General features: G+C 56.5%; 15 protein-coding genes and 1 pseudogene. 14 read left to right on the top strand and 2 right to left on the bottom strand.

The window, feature by feature from the left end:
- Positions 1 to 19 precede the first annotated feature (19 nt).
- The 13 genes from AC3IX4_RS18295 (at position 20) to AC3IX4_RS18235 (ending at position 15,498) form a co-directional block, all read left to right on the top strand.
- A complete protein-coding gene (locus AC3IX4_RS18295; protein ID WP_489256817.1) occupies positions 20 to 934 on the top strand; it encodes a LysR family transcriptional regulator in 915 nt (304 codons plus the stop codon).
- Between the two features lie 115 nt (positions 935 to 1,049).
- A complete protein-coding gene (locus AC3IX4_RS18290; RefSeq protein WP_489256816.1) occupies positions 1,050 to 2,483 on the top strand; it encodes a sugar porter family MFS transporter in 1,434 nt (477 codons plus the stop codon).
- Between the two features lie 75 nt (positions 2,484 to 2,558).
- A complete protein-coding gene (locus AC3IX4_RS18285) occupies positions 2,559 to 3,455 on the top strand; it encodes an intradiol ring-cleavage dioxygenase (RefSeq protein WP_489256815.1) in 897 nt (298 codons plus the stop codon).
- Positions 3,456 to 3,508: 53 nt separating this feature from the next.
- Positions 3,509 to 4,381 (top strand): sugar phosphate isomerase/epimerase family protein, encoded by an 873-nt coding sequence (locus AC3IX4_RS18280; RefSeq protein WP_489256814.1) that lies wholly within the window; start codon positions 3,509 to 3,511, stop codon positions 4,379 to 4,381.
- A 67-nt stretch (positions 4,382 to 4,448) separates the two neighbouring features.
- Positions 4,449 to 5,444 (top strand): inositol 2-dehydrogenase, encoded by a 996-nt coding sequence (gene iolG, locus AC3IX4_RS18275; RefSeq protein ID WP_489256813.1) that lies wholly within the window; start codon positions 4,449 to 4,451, stop codon positions 5,442 to 5,444.
- 49 nt (positions 5,445 to 5,493) lie between these two features.
- Complete coding sequence (locus AC3IX4_RS18270) at positions 5,494 to 6,585, top strand: Gfo/Idh/MocA family protein (protein ID WP_489256812.1); 1,092 nt, start codon at positions 5,494 to 5,496, stop codon at positions 6,583 to 6,585.
- 105 nt (positions 6,586 to 6,690) lie between these two features.
- Positions 6,691 to 7,761, top strand: a complete 1,071-nt coding sequence (chvE, locus tag AC3IX4_RS18265; protein ID WP_489256811.1) for a multiple monosaccharide ABC transporter substrate-binding protein — start codon at positions 6,691 to 6,693, stop codon at positions 7,759 to 7,761.
- A gap of 36 nt (positions 7,762 to 7,797) precedes the next feature.
- A complete protein-coding gene (mmsA, locus tag AC3IX4_RS18260) occupies positions 7,798 to 9,333 on the top strand; it encodes a multiple monosaccharide ABC transporter ATP-binding protein (RefSeq protein ID WP_489256810.1) in 1,536 nt (511 codons plus the stop codon).
- Positions 9,330 to 10,520, top strand: a complete 1,191-nt coding sequence (gene mmsB, locus AC3IX4_RS18255; RefSeq protein WP_489256809.1) for a multiple monosaccharide ABC transporter permease — start codon at positions 9,330 to 9,332, stop codon at positions 10,518 to 10,520. Before mmsA ends, mmsB begins: the two co-directional genes overlap by 4 nt.
- Before the next feature lie 35 nt (positions 10,521 to 10,555).
- Positions 10,556 to 10,858 carry a Dabb family protein gene (locus AC3IX4_RS18250; RefSeq protein WP_489256808.1) on the top strand — a complete coding sequence of 101 codons (303 nt, stop codon included), beginning with the start codon at positions 10,556 to 10,558 and terminating at the stop codon, positions 10,856 to 10,858.
- Positions 10,859 to 11,016: 158 nt separating this feature from the next.
- Positions 11,017 to 12,477 (top strand): sugar porter family MFS transporter, encoded by a 1,461-nt coding sequence (locus AC3IX4_RS18245; protein WP_489256807.1) that lies wholly within the window; start codon positions 11,017 to 11,019, stop codon positions 12,475 to 12,477.
- A gap of 186 nt (positions 12,478 to 12,663) precedes the next feature.
- Positions 12,664 to 14,025 (top strand): carbohydrate porin, encoded by a 1,362-nt coding sequence (locus AC3IX4_RS18240; RefSeq protein WP_489256806.1) that lies wholly within the window; start codon positions 12,664 to 12,666, stop codon positions 14,023 to 14,025.
- A gap of 288 nt (positions 14,026 to 14,313) precedes the next feature.
- Positions 14,314 to 15,498: a sugar transporter gene (locus AC3IX4_RS18235; protein WP_489256805.1), complete on the top strand. Its 1,185-nt coding sequence runs from the start codon at positions 14,314 to 14,316 to the stop codon at positions 15,496 to 15,498.
- 30 nt (positions 15,499 to 15,528) lie between these two features.
- Here AC3IX4_RS18235 and AC3IX4_RS18230 read toward each other — a convergent pair whose 3' ends face one another.
- Both AC3IX4_RS18230 and AC3IX4_RS18225 read right to left on the bottom strand, forming a co-directional pair.
- A complete protein-coding gene (locus AC3IX4_RS18230; protein WP_489256804.1) occupies positions 15,529 to 16,143 on the bottom strand; it encodes an MFS transporter in 615 nt (204 codons plus the stop codon).
- On the bottom strand, positions 16,097 to 16,558 hold the full coding sequence (locus AC3IX4_RS18225) for a hypothetical protein (RefSeq protein WP_489256803.1): 462 nt from the start codon (positions 16,556 to 16,558) through the stop codon (positions 16,097 to 16,099). The genes AC3IX4_RS18230 and AC3IX4_RS18225 overlap by 47 nt, the downstream gene beginning before the upstream one ends.
- A gap of 143 nt (positions 16,559 to 16,701) precedes the next feature.
- Here AC3IX4_RS18225 and AC3IX4_RS18220 point away from each other — a divergent pair.
- A pseudogene (locus AC3IX4_RS18220) lies at positions 16,702 to 17,067 on the top strand (carbohydrate porin); the annotation flags it as partial.
- Positions 17,068 to 17,303: the final 236 nt, after the last annotated feature.

Raw genomic sequence — 17,303 nt, 5'->3', positions numbered from 1 at the left:
TAAAAAACGGAGCACATGAATGGATCGGCTGACCGAATTGGAGCTGTTTGTACTGACGGCGGAAGTAGGCACCTTGAGCAAGGCGGCTGAAATACTCGGGTTATCCAACGCTGCGGCAAGCCGGCATTTGGTCGCACTGGAACAACGGCTGAACGTCAGGCTAGTTGACCGCAACACCCGCCGCCTGGCGCTGACCAATTTAGGCCACCAGTTTTATGCGAGTTGCAAGAGCCTGCTCGGCGAGTTGAAGGAAGCCGAAGCCTCGCTCAGTGAATCGCTGGTACAACCGGTTGGCACCCTGACCGTTACCTCGTCAATCTCGTTTTGCACGCTGCATATCGCGCCCCTGATTCCGGCGTTTCGCAAGAAGTACCCTCTCATCAACATCAAGTTGTTGGGCGAAAACCGCTACTACGACATTATCGATAGCGAAATCGACCTGGCGATCAGGACCAAGGAATTCGAGCCAGACTCCAATATCACCATTCGCCGCCTAGCTGAAACGCGTCGAGTACTGGCCGCTTCACCCGGCTACCTGCAGCGCAAGGGCACGCCGAAAACCATCGATGACCTTGCCCATCACGATCTTTTGCTCTACAGCCACGCCAACCAGCCTCGGGTCATGCGCTTTACCAAAGGGGCAGAAGAAGTTGCGATCAAGGTTGACCCCATCCTGGAAACCAACGACGGGCAGATTGTCCGGGCGGCGGCATTGGCTGGCGGCGGTATTCTGGTGCAGCCCAAGTACATCATTAATGCCGACCTGGTTGCCGGGCGCTTGATCCCGGTACTGGATGATTGGGACTTGCCTCGCCTGACGATCAATATGGCCTTTCAGAGCCGCCGGTACATGCCAACCAAGCTGCGCGTCTTCATCGATTTTCTGCTGGCAGACTTTACCGAGCATGAATACGAGCGTTATTGGACGCGCTAAATCAGTTTTCCACCAAGCGGAAAACACATTTGCCGAAGGGGCATTTTTTTTCCGTTTCAATGGCAGTAGTCTGAATTCCACTGAGTGCACACAATAACTTCAAAAGGTTGACCTCATGTTGAACAGTCGAACTACTGCGAGTGCTTCGTCAAAGATCCTCTGGCGCATCGCAGCCATCACCACCATGGGGTCGCTGGGATTCGGTTACGACACAGGTGTCATTTCCGGAGCGCTGCCTTTTATGACGCTGGACGCCAGCCAGGGCGGTCTCGGCTTGACGCCTGTCTCGGAAGGGCTGGTGGCTTCTTCATTGATATTTGGCGGGGCGTTTGGGGCTCTGTTCGCCGGTCAGTTATCCGATCGTTATGGCCGCCTCGGTGTACTCAAGGCCTTGGCCCTACTGTTTGCATTGGGCGCCCTAGGCACCTCGGTAGCGCCGGACATGTGGACCATGGTCATCACTCGCTTCATTCTCGGTATCGCTGTCGGTGGCGCATCCTCCACTGTGCCGGTGCTGATCGCCGAGCTGGCAGCGCCCAAGCACCGCGGTCGGCTGGTGTGTCAGAGCGAGTTGATGATCGTTTCCGGCCAGTGCCTGGCCTACATCAGCAGCGCCGGCCTGGCGCACCTGTTTGACAGCCCGTTCATCTGGCGCTACATGCTGGCTATTGCCCTGATCCCGGCGGTGCTGCTGTATGTCGGCATGCATTTCGTCCCCACCTCGCCACGCTGGCTGGTCAGTAAAGGCCGTATTGCAGAAGCCAGGGCTACCTTGGCCGGAATCCGTGACACCCAGCGCGAAGTGGACCACGAACTGAAGGAGATCATCGCTCAGTGCAACGTCGAACGGCACTCTACCGGCATGCTCAGTAAGCTCAATGAACCCTGGCTACTCAAGCTACTGGCCATCGGCATCGGCTTGGGTTTCGTTATCCAGTTCACCGGCGTCAATGCCTTCATGTACTACACGCCGATGATTCTCAAAGAGACAGGCATGGGCACGAATGCCGCACTGACTGCAACGATCGGCAATGGCGTGATCTCGGTGATCGCCACCTTGATCGGCATGTGGCTGATCAACCGCATGGGGCGGCGCTCGATGTTGCTGCTTGGGCTGGCCGTCGTGGTCCTGGCGCAAATCTTCCTCGGAGTCGTGCTCAACTTCATGCCGCATTCGCTAATGCAAAGTTATCTAGCGTTGTCCGGCGTGCTGGTGTTCCTGTTCTTCATGCAGATGTGTATCGGCCCGGTGTATTGGTTGCTGATGTCGGAACTGTTCCCCACTCACGCCCGCGGTTTGATGAATGGCATTTCAGTGAGTGTATTCTGGATTTTCAATGCCATCGTCGCCTTCGGTTTCCCGGTCCTATTGAGTGTGATGGGCGGCATGACGTTCTTCCTGTTCGCGGTGGTGAACATCGGCTCAATCGTCTTCTGCACTTTGTGGCTGCCAGAAACCAAGGGGCTGACCCTGGAAGAGATCGAACAGCAAATGAAGCAGCGCTTCAGCGGCCGTCAACGGCGTCCTGTCGAAGCTCAAGCGTATTAAGTGTTGCCGGGCGCCTGCCGGTGCCGACGTTAAAAATCCTCGGCCCTCAAGAATAACGATCAAGGAACTCACATCATGACTACTCACCTGGATACCGACATTGCCATTGGCGGCCTTTTCGAAGAGGAAAACTCCGCTGAGATCGTCAATGCCCGAATCTCCACCGACGCCAACCCGCGCTTGGCAGAAGTCATGGCGGTATTGACCCGGCACCTACATGCAGCTATCAAGGAAATCGAGCCTACCCATGATGAATGGTTTAAAGCCATCGAGTTCCTGACCCAGACGGGGCAGATGTGCACCGACTGGCGCCAGGAATACATCCTGCTGTCGGACGTGCTGGGCGCGACCATGCTGATCGACGCGATAAACCATCGGCGACCCAAGGGCGCCACGCCCAATACCATCCTCGGCCCGTTCTATGTGGCCAACGCGCCGCACTACGAGAACGGCGCGAACATCTGCCTGGACGGCAAGGGCGAGCCGACCCTGGTCAGTGGCCGGGTCTTGGACACGGCCGGCCGGCCGATTGCCGGCGCGACCCTGGATATCTGGCAGACCAACGACGATGGCTTCTACGACGTGCAGCAAAAAGGCGTGCAACCGGACTACAACCTGCGCGGGCTGTTCACCACTGATGCCGAGGGTTACTACGCGTTTCGCACGGTCAAGCCGCGTCATTATCCGATCCCCGCCGATGGGCCTGTAGGCAAGTTGCTGGGCGATCTGGGCAGGCACCCGAACCGCGCCGCGCATTTGCACTTTATCGTCACCGCCGAAGGTTACGACCCGGTCATTACTCATCTCTTCACCCCCGACTGCCCGTACTTGCACGAAGACACCGTATTTGGCGTGAAGAAAGAATTGATCGCCGAGGTCAATACTGAAAGCGACCCGGTCATCGCCGAACGCTACGACTTGCAAGTGCCGTTCCTGGCGATCAATTGGGACTTTGTCCTGACCCAGGCTTGATTAATCGACAACTGTTTACGACCGCTCAAATTACTCACTCATAAGTGACCGTCATGCCAACTAAAAATATTGAACTGCTTGCCGCCTACTGGACCCTCGCCGGTGATACTTACCCCGGTGCTCCCAGCGAAATCAGTCCCTTCTCCCTGCAGGAGCGTGCACAAGTCGCCTCGAAAGCCGGGTGGCGAGGCATGGGGCTGGTCCATGCGGACCTCCTGCATAACGTGGACAAGCTGGGCATTTCGACGGTACGCAACATTTTCCAGGACAACGGCATCAAGCATCTGGAAGTCGAGTTCCTGACCGACTGGCACCTGGACGGCGAACGCCGAGCAGCGTCGGACAAGATGCGTGATGAACTGCTGGAAATTGGCGGTGAACTGGGCGCCCGCAGTCTCAAGGTCGCCGCCGGCTTATTTGAAGACGGGACACCCGATGTGCCGCGTATGCGCGAGGCCTTTGCCCTGTTGTGCGACCGGGCCAAACCCTTCGGCATCAATGTTGTGATCGAGTTTCTGCCGTTTTCCAGCGTATGCACCATCGATCGCGCCATTGCCGTGGCCGAGGGCGTACGCCCTAACGGCGGCCTGCTGGTAGACACCTGGCACGTCGCGCGTGGTGGTATGAGCTTTGATGAAATCGCCAAGATTCCTCTGGAATTGATCAAGTCCATCGAGCTGGATGATGCCAATCACCGCATCGTCGAATCGCTGTTCAACGACTCTACGCACCACCGTAAATGCTGCGGCGAAGGCGAGTTGGACGTACCTGCGTTTATCCAGCAGGTAGTCAACGTTGGCTACCGCGGACCCTGGGGCGTCGAGCTGATCTCCGCCGAGTTGCGCAAGCTGCCGCTGGAAGTGGCGGCGAAGAAAGCCTTTGACACAACCATCGCGCAATTCGAAGGGATCAAGTTCCCGAGTTGATACGCCGAAGCACACTTAAATCTTGCTCGTACACACCCACGAATATTAGCGCTTCAAGGAGTTAAAAATGGTAGGTATCGCAGTTCTCGGCGCCGGTCGTATCGGCAAGATTCATGCGGCCAACATTGCTGCGAGCAAGTTCGCCAAACTGGTAGTGGTGGCGGATCCCTTCGCCGATGCCGCACAGAGCCTGGCCGATTCGCTGGGTGCAGAGGCTATGACCGATTGTGAAGCGGCAATCGATCGCGACGATGTGCAGGCTATCGTCATCGGCACCCCAACACACACTCATATCAGCCTGATGCTGCGCGCCGTGCGCCAGGGCAAGGCGGTGCTTTGCGAGAAGCCGATCGACCTGGACATGGCCAAGAGTCTGGCCGCTGTGGAGGAGGTGGAGCGCCTCAACGGGCGGGTCATGCTGGCGTTCAACCGCCGCTTCGAGACCACCTTTGCCGAAATGCGCGCCGCCATTGAAGCCGGCGATATCGGCGAAGTGCGCCAGGTGATCATCAGCAGCCGCGACCCGGGGCTCGCGCCTGAAGACTACATCCAGCATTCGGGCGGCATTTTCCGCGACATGACCATCCATGACCTGGACATCGGCCGTTGGCTGCTGGGCGAAGAACCGGTCGAACTGACCGCCATCGGCAGCCGCCTGATTGACCCTGCGATGATGGAAAAGTACGACGACTACGACACCGCGATGGTGCAGATGCAAACGGCGTCGGGCAAGCAGTGCCATATCAACAACTGCCGCCAGGCGGTCTACGGCTATGACCAGCGCATCGAGGTGTTTGGCTCCAAGGGCATGTTGCAGATGGACAACCTGCGCCCGACCACCATCCGCCGCTGGAGCCAGGAAGTGACTGACGCGCGCGAACCGCTGCTGAACTTCTTCCTCGAGCGTTATCAGCAAGCCTACAAGGCCGAGCTGGATGCTTATATCGACGCGTTGGTGAAAGGCACTCCCATGCCCACCACCGTGCAGGATGGTCTCAAGGCCCTGAAGTTGGCCGATGCCGCTGTCGAGTCAGTCAAGACCGGGCGTGCGGTCAGGCTCTGAGGCTTGAAGCCTCGTTCGCTATCTCGGACTAGAACACCAGGAGATCATCATGTCCTACAAGCTTGAGAAAGGCGCCACCATTGGCGTGGCCTGCCTGGGTATCACCCACCCGCACACCTCTGGACGCGTCAAAGCCTTCCAACGCATGCCCGACGTGCAGTTCCTTGGCGCCTACGATGACAGCCCGTTGCTTGCGCCGTTCTGCGATGCGTTGGGCCTGCAGGCCCGCAGCAAGGAAGAGATCCTTGCTGACCCGAACGTGCATGTGGTGCTGGTGCACCCCAAGAGCTATCTGATGGCCGACTGGACCATCGAAGCACTGGAGGCCGGCAAGGCGGTACTCTGCGAGAAGCCGGCGGGTCGCGGTACCCTCGACACCCGCCGTATCGTTGAAGCGGTCGAACGGACCGGCGGGTTGTTCCAGGTGGGCTACTGCTGGCGCTACGCGCCGTCGGTTGAAAAAATGCAGCAGGTGCTGCAGAGCGGTGAAATCGGCAAAGTCCTGCAGGTGCGCGCCCACGCCGGCTGCTCCCACGACGAGGCCGACACCAACCACATGAAGCAGCCTGGCGACCGTGGCGGGGCTTTCTATGTGATCGGCTGCCACACTATCGACCGTTTGTTGCTGCACTTCGGCATGCCTAAATCGGTCAATGCACGAATCACCAAGTTCGCCGGGCAGATGTGTGATTCGGCACGTGAAGACGCGGCGGGCGCGGTGCTCAATTACGACGACAAGCTGATCACCATCGACTTCATGTCCTGGGACCCAATGCCTTGGACCGAGAGTTGGGACATCACGGCCTATGGCACCCATGGGGTGATGCATTCCACGCCGATGCCGGCGTCCTACAAGCTTTATCACGATGGCAAGAATGGCCATCAGCAAGGTTGGACGCACTGGAACGAGAACAGCTTCCCGGAGATCTGGGCGGTCCGCAAGACCGTCTATTCCCCGGAGATCGCCGAGATCGGCAACCCGGTGTATTTTGATCGAGAGGCCGCAGCCTTTGTCCAGTCGTTGCGCACCGGTGACCCTTCTACGGTGCCCGCCAGCCAGGCGCATAACATCAACGTGATACTCGAAGCGCTGTTCGAGTCCGCTGAGTTGAACGGTCAGGAAGTCAACCTGGCTGGATAACCCTCTGTAGTCCAATAGATGAAGTAACCCGGCCGGCTCTGTTTACAGGGCCGGAAGGGAGTTTGCATCCCCGAGAAATGCCAACAACAAAAAGAAGAGGACACTATGCATAAGATCATCAAGATTGCCGGTGCAATATTGTTGGGACTGGCCGTCAGTGCCTGCGATAAAAGCGCTACCAGCACCAAGGGCACCATCGGCGTCGCAATGCCGTCGAAAACCGAGGCACGCTGGGTGTCGGACGGTAGCAACATTGTCGATTCGTTGAAGAAACTCGGTTACGACACTGACCTTCAGTATGCGCAGTACGAAGCACCGACTCAGCTGTCGCAAATTGAAAACATGATGGTCAAGGGCATCAAGGGTCTGATTGTGGCCCCGATCGATGGTACGACCATGGCTGATGTGCTCAAGCAGGCCAAGGAAAAAGGCATCAAGGTTATTTCCTATGACCGCCTGATTCGCAACACCAAAGACTTCGACTACTACGTCACCTTCGACAACTATCGCACGGGTGTGCTGCAAGGGCAGTCCATCGTCGACTCGTTGCAACTCAAGCAGGGTAAAGGTCCATTCAATCTGGAAATTTTCGCCGGCTCCACAGACGACAACAATGCTCATGTGGTGTACGCGGGCGTGATGTCACAGCTTAAGCCCTACATCGACAGTGGCAAGTTGGTCATTCGCAGTGGCCAACAAGCCATGGAAAAGGTGGCGACGCCTAACTGGGATGGCGCCCAGGCGCAGGCACGCATGGATAACCTGCTCAGCGCGTTCTACAGCAACACCCACTTGGACGCGGTGCTGGCCATGAACGATCAAATCGCGACAGGTGTGGTGTCTTCATTGCGCGGCGTGGGTTACGGCACTGGCAAGGCGGCGATGCCGATTGTGACCGGCCAGGACGCTGAGATTTCCAGCATCAAGTCGATCATTCGCGGCGATCAGTCTTCGACCATTTTCAAAGATACCCGCGCCCTCGCCGAAGCCGCAGCACAGATGATGGATGCGTCTTTGACGGGCAAGACGGTCGTGATCAACGACTCCACATCCTACGACAACGGCTCCATGGTCGTACCGACTCAATTGCTGACGCCGCAACTGGTCGATAACAAGAATTGGCAGAAAGTCCTCGTCGATGACACCCAGTTCTACACCCCTGAGCAGTTGCGCTGAGGCAGCCCGGCCGGTGAGTGCGGGCAGGAGAGAAAAATGACAAAAACTATTCTCGACATGCGTGATATCCAGAAATGTTTCGGCCCGGTCAAGGCGCTCAGCCGGGTCAATCTCAAAGTCGGCGATGGCGAAATCCATGCGATCTGCGGTGAAAACGGCGCCGGCAAATCGACCTTGATGAAGATCCTCAGCGGCGTCTATCCGCATGGTAGCTACACAGGTGAAATCATCTTCGAGGGTGCACAGCGTACCTTCCAGGGCTTGCGTGACAGTGAAGCGCTGGGGATCTGCATCATTCACCAGGAATTGGCCCTGGTGCCGATGCTGTCGATCACCGAGAACCTGTTTCTTGGTAACGAGATTGCCCGTCATGGCGTGATCGACTGGGATCAAGCGCACCAGCGAGCTCGCGAGCTGCTCGCCCGGGTGGGCCTCGATGTCAGGCCGCAAACACTGGTAGGCAATCTCGGCATCGGCCAGCAGCAAATGGTGGAAATCGCGAAAGCGCTGGCCAAGGACGTGCGCTTGTTGATTCTTGACGAGCCAACCGCGAGCCTCAACGAAAAAGACAGCGACACACTGCTCAAGCTGATGCTCGAACTTAAGGGGCGGGGCATCACCTCGATCATCATCTCGCACAAGCTCAATGAAATTGGTCGAGTGGCTGACGAGATTACCGTGATCCGCGACGGCAGTACTGTCGACGTCATCGACTGTCGTGCCGAGCCTATTGATGAAGGCCGGGTGATCCGCTCCATGGTCGGGCGCGAGCTGTCCGATCGTTATCCGGCGCGAGTGTCCGAAATTGGCGAAACATTGTTCGAGGTAGAGGGCTGGTCGGTCGGCGATCCAGAGCATCCAGGGCGCGACCGCATCCGCAATATCAATTTCCACGTACGTCGTGGCGAGGTAGTGGGCATCGCCGGGTTGATGGGTGCAGGCCGTACCGAGTTTGCCATGAGCGTGTTTGGCCGCTCCTACGGTTCGAACATACGTGGCAAGGCGCGCATTGACGGGCAGGAAGTCGACCTCGGTACCGTGCGCAAGGCCATCGATCACGGCCTGGCGTATGCCACTGAAGATCGCAAGGGTGCTGGCCTGATTCTGGGCGAGAGCATCACCCGCAACACCAGCATGGCCAACCTTGCGGCTGTATCCAAACGTTGGGTGATGAACGAACTGGCCGAGACCGCGGTGGCTGTCGACTTCCAGACGCGACTGCGCATCCGCACCCCCAATGTCTTGCAGACGGTGGACAAGCTGTCCGGTGGTAACCAGCAGAAGGTCGTACTGGGTAAATGGCTGTTTTCCGATCCCAAGGTCTTGATCCTCGACGAGCCCACCCGCGGCATTGATGTGGGTGCCAAGTACGAAATCTACGGCGTGGTCAATCAGGTCGTCAGCGAGGGCCGGGGCGTCGTCATGATCTCTTCGGAAATGCCCGAATTGCTGGGTACCTGTGACCGTATCTATGTGATGAACGAAGGGCGCTTTGTCGGCGAGTTTCCGATCGCCGAGGCATCGCAGGAAAAAATCATGCACGCAATCATGAAAAACGAGGTGATCCAGTGAGCGAAGTAAGCGTACCTCTCACATCCAAACCAACGGTGCTCACGTCATTCAAGCGCGGCGCTCGTGAATACGGTCTGCTGGCATCGTTGATCGTCATCATGGTGTTCTTCCAGGTGGCCACCGGTGGGGCACTGATGCAGCCGCTCAACCTCACCAACCTGTTGTTGCAGAACAGCTACATCGTGGTAATGGCGCTGGGCATGCTGATGGTGATCGTCTGCGGCCACATCGATCTCTCGGTCGGTTCAGTGGTCGGCGTGATCGGCGCGCTTGCTGCCGTGCTGATGGTCCAGTATCGATTGGATTTCTTCACCGTAACAGTGATCTGTCTGGCGGCGGGTGCACTGATTGGCGCGGCGCAGGGGTATTGGGTGGCGGTCTGGGGCATGCCGTCGTTCATTGTCACCCTGGCCGGCATGCTGATCTTTCGCGGCGCAACCATCGCGATCTCACAAGGGCAGTCGATCGGCCCGTTTCCGCCGGCGTTCACGGCGATCAGCTCGGGCTTTATCCCCGATTTTTTCGCCAATGAAAACCTGAGAGTCACCTCCTTGTTGCTGGGCATTGCCGTCGCAGCGATGTTTTGGGTAGTCGAATATCGCAGTCGAAAACGCACGCTCAAGAGCGGCGGTAACGTCGCGCCCATGGCCCTGTTTGCGCTTAAAAATGGCGTGATCACAGCGCTCCTTGTGTACTTCTGCTACCTGCTCTCAACGTATCGCGGTATCCCCACGGTGCTCGTCATCATGAGCGTGTTGATTGGCGTGTACACCTTCATCATGAATCGGACGGTGATGGGGCGTTGGATCTATGCGGTGGGCGGCAACCTCAAGGCTGCCAGTTTGTCTGGCATCAATACTTCGCGGGTGACGTTCTTCGCCTTCGTCAATATGGGCGTGCTCGCTGCGGTGGCCGGATTGATTTTCGTTGCTCGCCTCAACAGCGCGACGCCGCGCGGCGGCACCGGTTTTGAGCTGGATGTCATTGCAGCAGTATTTATCGGCGGGGCCTCGGCTTCCGGCGGTGTAGGCAAAGTGGTGGGGGTGGTGATCGGCGCTTTCATCATGGGTGTGCTGAACAACGGCATGTCGATCATGGGCATCGGCATTGACTACCAGCAGATGATCAAGGGCGCTGTGTTACTGGCGGCGGTATTCGTGGATGTATACCAGAAGAGCAAGAGTTGAGATGGCAGGCATGACTCACAGCGCAGGGGGCAGGGATGATTAAGCACATCGTCATGTGGAATGTGGAAGGAGACACGCCTGAGCAGAATAGCCAAGCTTGCCTGTTTCTAAAGGAGCGTTTCGAGGGGCTCGCGGGGTTAATTCCGGGCCTGTTGAAGATAGAAGTCGGAGTGGATATCAGCAAGATCGACTACGCCTGCGACGTGGTGCTCTATACCGAGTTTGACTCTCAAGAGGCGCTGAACGCTTATGCCAGTCACCCCGAGCACCTGCGGGTGAGAGGCGAGTTAGGAAGTTTACGTATCGCAAGACACCAGGTCGATTACGTTCCGGTTTAGCGTGAGCGACACAATTGATAGAGGAATGGATGCCTCATCACCTTGGTTTTCAGCCAGCGAAAAACACAATTCCCTAGAGCAGGTTTTTCTTTTTGCCTAGTGGGGATAGGCTGCCCCACAACTGAATACACATAATAAGTCTAAAGAAGGTAGATACCATGCACCACGGTGATCAAGCCGCGTCCCGATCTCAATCTCGGATCCTCTGGAGAGTTGCGGCCATCGCTACGATGGGGTCTCTGGGTTTTGGATATGACACAGGCGTTATTTCTGGGGCACTCCCTTTCATGACCCTGGATCCTTCTCAGGGGGGGCTAGCCTTAACGCCTGTGACCGAAGGTGCTGTGACGTCTTCGCTGATTTTCGGTGGTGCGTTCGGCGCCTTCTTCGTTGGCCAGCTATCGGATCGTTACGGCCGCCTGGCCATGCTCAAAGTACTTGCGTTCCTTTTCGCACTCGGCGCCATAGGCAGTGCCTTGGCACCCAACCTTTGGGCCATGATCCTCATCCGTTTTGCCCTTGGATTCGCTGTGGGCGGCGCGTCCTCCATCGTGCCGGTATTCATTGCTGAGCTGGCGGGGCCCAAACATCGTGGCCGACTGGTATGCCAAAGCGAATTGATGATTGTCTCTGGTCAGTGTCTGGCCTACGTTTCGAGTGCCACGCTTGCGCACCTCTTCGAAAATCCGGTGATATGGCGTTACATGCTGGCTATTGCTCTGATTCCTGCTGCTTTGCTCTACATCGGGGTGAACTTTATTCCCACCTCCCCACGTTGGCTGATTGCGAAAGGCCGCATAGATGAAGCGCGCAAAATTCTGCTTAACCTTCGTGACACTAAGGCTGAGGCTGAGCAAGAAGTTCGCGAGATCGCCGAGCAATGCACCTATGAAAAAACGCATTCCGGTATGTTTAGTAAGCTCAATGAGCCTTGGTTAGTAAAATTGCTTCTGGTCGGCATCGGACTTGGGTTCATGATTCAAGCGACGGGTGTCAACGCCTTCATGTATTACACACCGATTATCTTGAAATCCACGGGGATGGGTACAAACGCAGCCTTGGTGGCGACGATGGGAAATGGCATCATTTCTGTCATTGCCTGCCTTATCGGAATGTGGGCGATCAACCGGATGGGACGGCGCCCGATGTTGCTGATGGGGTTGGTGATGGTGGTCGTGGCTCAAGTGTTCCTGGGTGCAGTCCTGAACTTCATGCCCAGTTCTATGTTGCAAAGTTACCTGGCGTTGTCCGGTATTCTGGTTTTCCTTTTCTTCATGCAAATGTGCATCGGTCCAGTGTATTGGGTACTGATGTCTGAAATGTTCCCGACCCACTCCCGCGGATTAATGAACGGGATCTCAGTAGGGCTGTTCTGGGTGTTTAATGCGATTGTGGCGTTTGCGTTCCCGATCACGCTTAGCGTCTTTGGTGGGATGACATTCTTCTTGTTTGCATTGGTAAACATCGGCTCTCTTATTTTCTGTGCCCTGTGCATTCCTGAGACGAAGGGTTTGTCGCTTGAAGAAATTGAAAAGTTGATGGAGCGCCGGTTTAGCAAAAAAGCCAACGATGAAAGCGAGTCGCCAGAGGAAAAGGGGGCGGCCAGCATAAGTTGGTAAGGGCGGTACTTGCTTAGTTAAGAGAGAACTCGTGGGCCATCGGTGAGTCCAGCCGGCCTACGAGGCTTCATCGTTTAGTCGAATCAAACAGTCAACCCCTTTCAATAAATGCCCATTATGGATCTTGAGCCCGTGATGCGCGGGCGCTTGTCTGATGATGGCGTAAAATAAAAAATGGAGAATGAGATGCTTGGCGTGAATCCTGTACGCGCGGTCAGTCCTCGCCTGATTGTTGGAATGGCACTGCTTGGATTAATCGGAACTGTTTCCGATCAAGTCGTCGCTGACAGTAATTTTGATTCATCTCGGTATGCCTTTGGGGATTGGGGCGGTGTGCGGTCGGACCTCTATGCAAAGGGTTACGACTTCACGCTGGAATACACCAATGAAATAGCAGCCAACCTTCACGGTGGCTATAACGATGATCGCACCGCACGTGATGCCGACCAAGTTGCGCTGGGAATGCATGTCGATCTGGAAAAAGCGTGGGGCTGGCACGGTGCACAGTTTCAACTCATGATCACTGAACGCAGTGGCCGAAATTTGGCACCTGATCGAATCGGTGATCCTCGGGCCGGGATGCTCAGTTCAACCCAGGAAGTCTACGGCCGTGGTCAGACCTGGCGTCTCACACAGATGTGGCTTAGCCAAGAATTTCTTGACGGCGACCTAGACGTTAAATTCGGACGTTTTGGTGAAGGCGAAGACTTCAACACCTTTCCCTGCGACTTTCAGAACAACGCATTTTGTGGTGCTCAAGCCGCCAACTGGGCGGGATCGGTCTGGTACAACTGGCCGGTCAGCCAGTGGGCGCTGCGAGTCAAGTACAACCTCTCCTCGGAACTGTACGCCCAAGTGGGTGTTTTTGAAGTCAACTCTTCGAACCTGGAGATTGGCAACGGCTTCAAGCTCAGTGGTAGCGGAACTGAAGGCGCTCTCATTCCCGTGGAACTGGTCTGGTCTCCTCAGGTGAATAAACTGCCTGGAGAGTATCGTCTGGGCTATTACTACAGCACGGCAAAAGCAAACGATGTTTATGACGGTGCTGACGGTCAACCCCAACCCGTTTCGGGGGGCGATTTCCAAAGTCATGGCAGCAAGCACGGAGCATGGATTGTGGCGCAGCAGCAGTTGACGAGTCGAAACGGCAACTCCAAACGCGGCTTGGGTGTGTTCTTCAATGCCACGGTACATGATCAGGCGACCAACCTCGTGGATAATTTCCTTCAGGTTGGTTTGACCTATAAAGGGCCCTTTGATGCACGACCCAACGATGACTTCGGCGTCGGGGTGGCTCGTATCCATGTCAATGAAGAGGTTGCCCGGCATGCTCGACTGAGCAACGAGTTAGCCGGTATTGCCGATTACGATAATCCGGCGTTCATGCCGATCCGTGATACTGAATACGATGCTGAGATCTATTATGGATTTGCAGTGACTCCGTGGCTAATGGTGCGCCCGAACGTGCAATATATTCGTCATCCGGGCGGGGTAAAGGAAGTCGACGATGCATGGGTCGCCGGCCTGAAGATTCAAACTCGCTTCTGATAATCGAGGGTTGCCCTCGATTAATCTAGAAGATACTCCAATGGCAGGGTACCCCAGGCACTCTGCCATTGCTGCTTACGGGTGAAGCTCACAATAATTTACCAGGTCACGTCTTAAATCTATTTGATGATTCAAGGGGGCAGTCTCTGGCGGGTTAACGTTAAGACTTTAAGAATCTCCTTGAATGCTGTCAGTCGCCTGAGTGGAAAACAGTTTTTCACCGCGCGTGTGTTTTGCTGTTGCCAGGGGATGTAGTCTGATTTGCCAAGAGATTCATACAGCCTTTAAATGAGCCTTTCTGTGACGACAACTAAGTGTAATTGGCAGCCGGTCATAGCGCTGGCGTTGGCAGCCTTTGTGTTCAACACCACCGAATTCGTTCCTGTGGGCCTGTTGAGCGCCATCGGCAGCAGCTTTGACCTGTCGACAGCTCAAGTGGGACTGATGCTTACTATCTATGCATGGGTAGTGTCCCTGACGGCGCTCCCCGTCATGTTACTGACCCGTAACATCGAGCGGCGCAAGCTGTTGATCGTCGTCTTTGCAATGTTCATTCTCAGTCACGTCCTCTCAAGCCTAGCCACGAACTTCGGTCTACTGTTGTTGAGTCGGATCGGTGTGGCGGTGTCTCATGCCTTGTTCTGGTCGATCACCGCGGCATTGGCTGCGCGCCTGGCTCCACCGGGTAAGCAGGGGCAGGCGCTGGGTTTGCTGGCAACCGGTACCACCCTGGCGATGGTGCTGGGTGTTCCGCTTGGCAGGTTGTTGGGCGAGGCCATGGGGTGGCGCACCACCTTCACCGTGATCGCTGTGGTGGCGACTACGTTAGTGTTCTGGTTGGCCAGGACCTTGCCGTTGTTGCCCAGTGAGAATTCCGGTTCCCTCAGAAGCCTTCCCTTATTGTTCAAGCGGCCTGCGCTGATGTCACTCTATGGCCTGACGGTAGTGGTGGTAACTGCTCAGTTCACCGCCTACAGCTACATCGAGCCCTTCGTCCAAACCGTGGCCGGCATGAGTGGAAATGTCGTTACCCTCATGCTGTTGTTGTTTGGGGGGGCTGGTATTTTCGGGTCGCTGCTTTTCGGCTGGCTACACCGGTATAACCCACAGCGCTTTCTGATCGTGGTCGTGGTCATACTCACGCTCTGCCTGGCATTGCTGTTGCCATTGAGTGGCAAGGTGTCGTACTTGGGAGCGCTCAGTCTGATCTGGGGTATGGCGATCATGAGTTTTGGGCTGGCTCTGCAGTCGAAGATCCTGGTGTTGGCTCCAGACGCTACCGATGTGGGGATGGCGCTGTACTCGGGAATCTATAACGTCGGCATCGGTGCCGGAGCGCTGCTTGGCAGTTGGGTAGGCGGCCAGCTAGGGTTCGCCCATATAGGGCAGGTTGGAGGCTTGCTGGCGGCCTTGGCACTGCTGGTCTATTGCGCGTCAATCTATCGCTTGCGCCAGACCGAGGCTGCGACTTGATGCCCTCAGTCCCGTCGGCGATTTTCCTGCCTACCTGACTTTGATCGGCTGCTGGCTCAAGCCATACAGGCCAATAACCAGGAAGCCGAGCAACGGCACGATGAACGCCCACTGGGTGCCGAAGCGATCACCTAGCGCGCCCATTACGAGGGGAAGTATGGCGCCGCCCACGAGTGTCATGACGAGTATTGAACCCGCTCTTTTGGTTCGTTTACCCAGGCCTCGTGTGCCCATGGCGAAGATCGTCGGGTAAAGCGTCGACATGAACAGATAGATAGCGGCAACAGCCAAAGGCGAGATCTTCGATACCCCCATGATGGCGATGCCACACAGGATGGCCGCGACCACGCTATTGAGGATCAGCAAGTCCCTGGCGGGAATGTAGCGCAGGATCAGAATACCGGCGAACCGACCCACCATGTAAGCGAGCATGCCGCCTGACAACTGGTACGCGGCATCCCGAGGCACCATGCCTGGCCAGTGATCAATTGCGTAGTTGATGAAGAATGCACCAATACCGACGTAGTTACCGACGAAGAAAAACTGTGCGATCAGCGCGCCGGTGAAGTTGCGCTTTCTCCACAGGCTACCCGAGGCTTCAGTTATACCGCCGATTTTGACTTCTTCGACTTTGACTTCGGGCAATGGGTAGGTGACGAAACACCAGCATCATCAGTACGACCACTGCTGCCAGCACAACATAGGTGAGCGAAACCGGCTCGACGGTGAAGCCGCCGATATTGAAGGCAGGGAGGAAGAATACCGACCCACCGATGAGGGGGCCGATGAAGGCGCCGAGGCCGTTGAAAGATTGCGCAAACGTGAGTCGCTGTTCTGCTTTCGCCGGATCACCCAGGGTCGCGGCATACAGGTTTGCAGCGGTTTCCAGGCATGCCAGGCCACTGGCCAGGCCGACCAGAATGGCAGTTCGGTAGCCGCAACGCTCGATCATTACGCCAACCGGCAGCGCTACGAATAAATACGCGGCGAAATAGGACGTCTGGATCAGTGCCGATTGGGCATGGGAGATGCTCAAGGTGTCCTGGAAATGTTTGTTCAATACGTCCAACAAACCATGGGACAAGCCCCAGATGAAAAACAGACTGGTGATCAGGATGAAAGCAAATTGTTTGCTGGAAAGCTTGCGAATTGAAGTGGAGGGGGAGAGGGCCCACCGGGGAGGAGCGCAGCTGGCCGATAAGGTACCAGCGTGATTATCGCGACGGTGGCGAGCGGCAGAACTGGGTGTCGCTGGGTGTGCGTCCGGTGTATGCCATCAGCGATGAGTTCAAGCTGGTGGCGGAGGTCGGGCACGACCAGATCGAGGCCAGCGAGGGCACCCGCAAACTCAGCAAATTCACCGTGGCGCCCATTTGGTCACCCCAAGGGCCGGACTTCTGGGCACGTCCGGAAGTGAGGCTGTATTACACCTACGCGGTGTGGAACCGCGCCGCGCAACGGGCGGCGGATGAAATGGCACAGGGCTCGGCACTGTCGAGCAGCGGCGCCTTCGACACCGCGCGCCATGGCAGCAACTTTGGTGTGCAGGTCGAGTATTGGTGGGAGTGATGTAGCCCGCACAAAATCGGTTTGAACGCAGATCGACGTGTAGGAGCAGAGCTTGCTCGCGATCCAGGCGCCGCGGTCAACCTGACCCACCGCCTCGCGGGCAAGCCGTGCTCCTACTCGAACCTCACAGCGATTTTTTTATGCGTGTCGAAAAAGCAGGTGACCGCGAAACTTCCCATTTTGGCAGTGAATGGGCAGTGAGTTGAGAATGGGCCTGATTGGACGGCTTGATATCA

Source organism: Pseudomonas sp. KH_021 (assembly GCF_057838865.1).
This window is presented reverse-complemented; position numbering and strand designations above follow the sequence as displayed.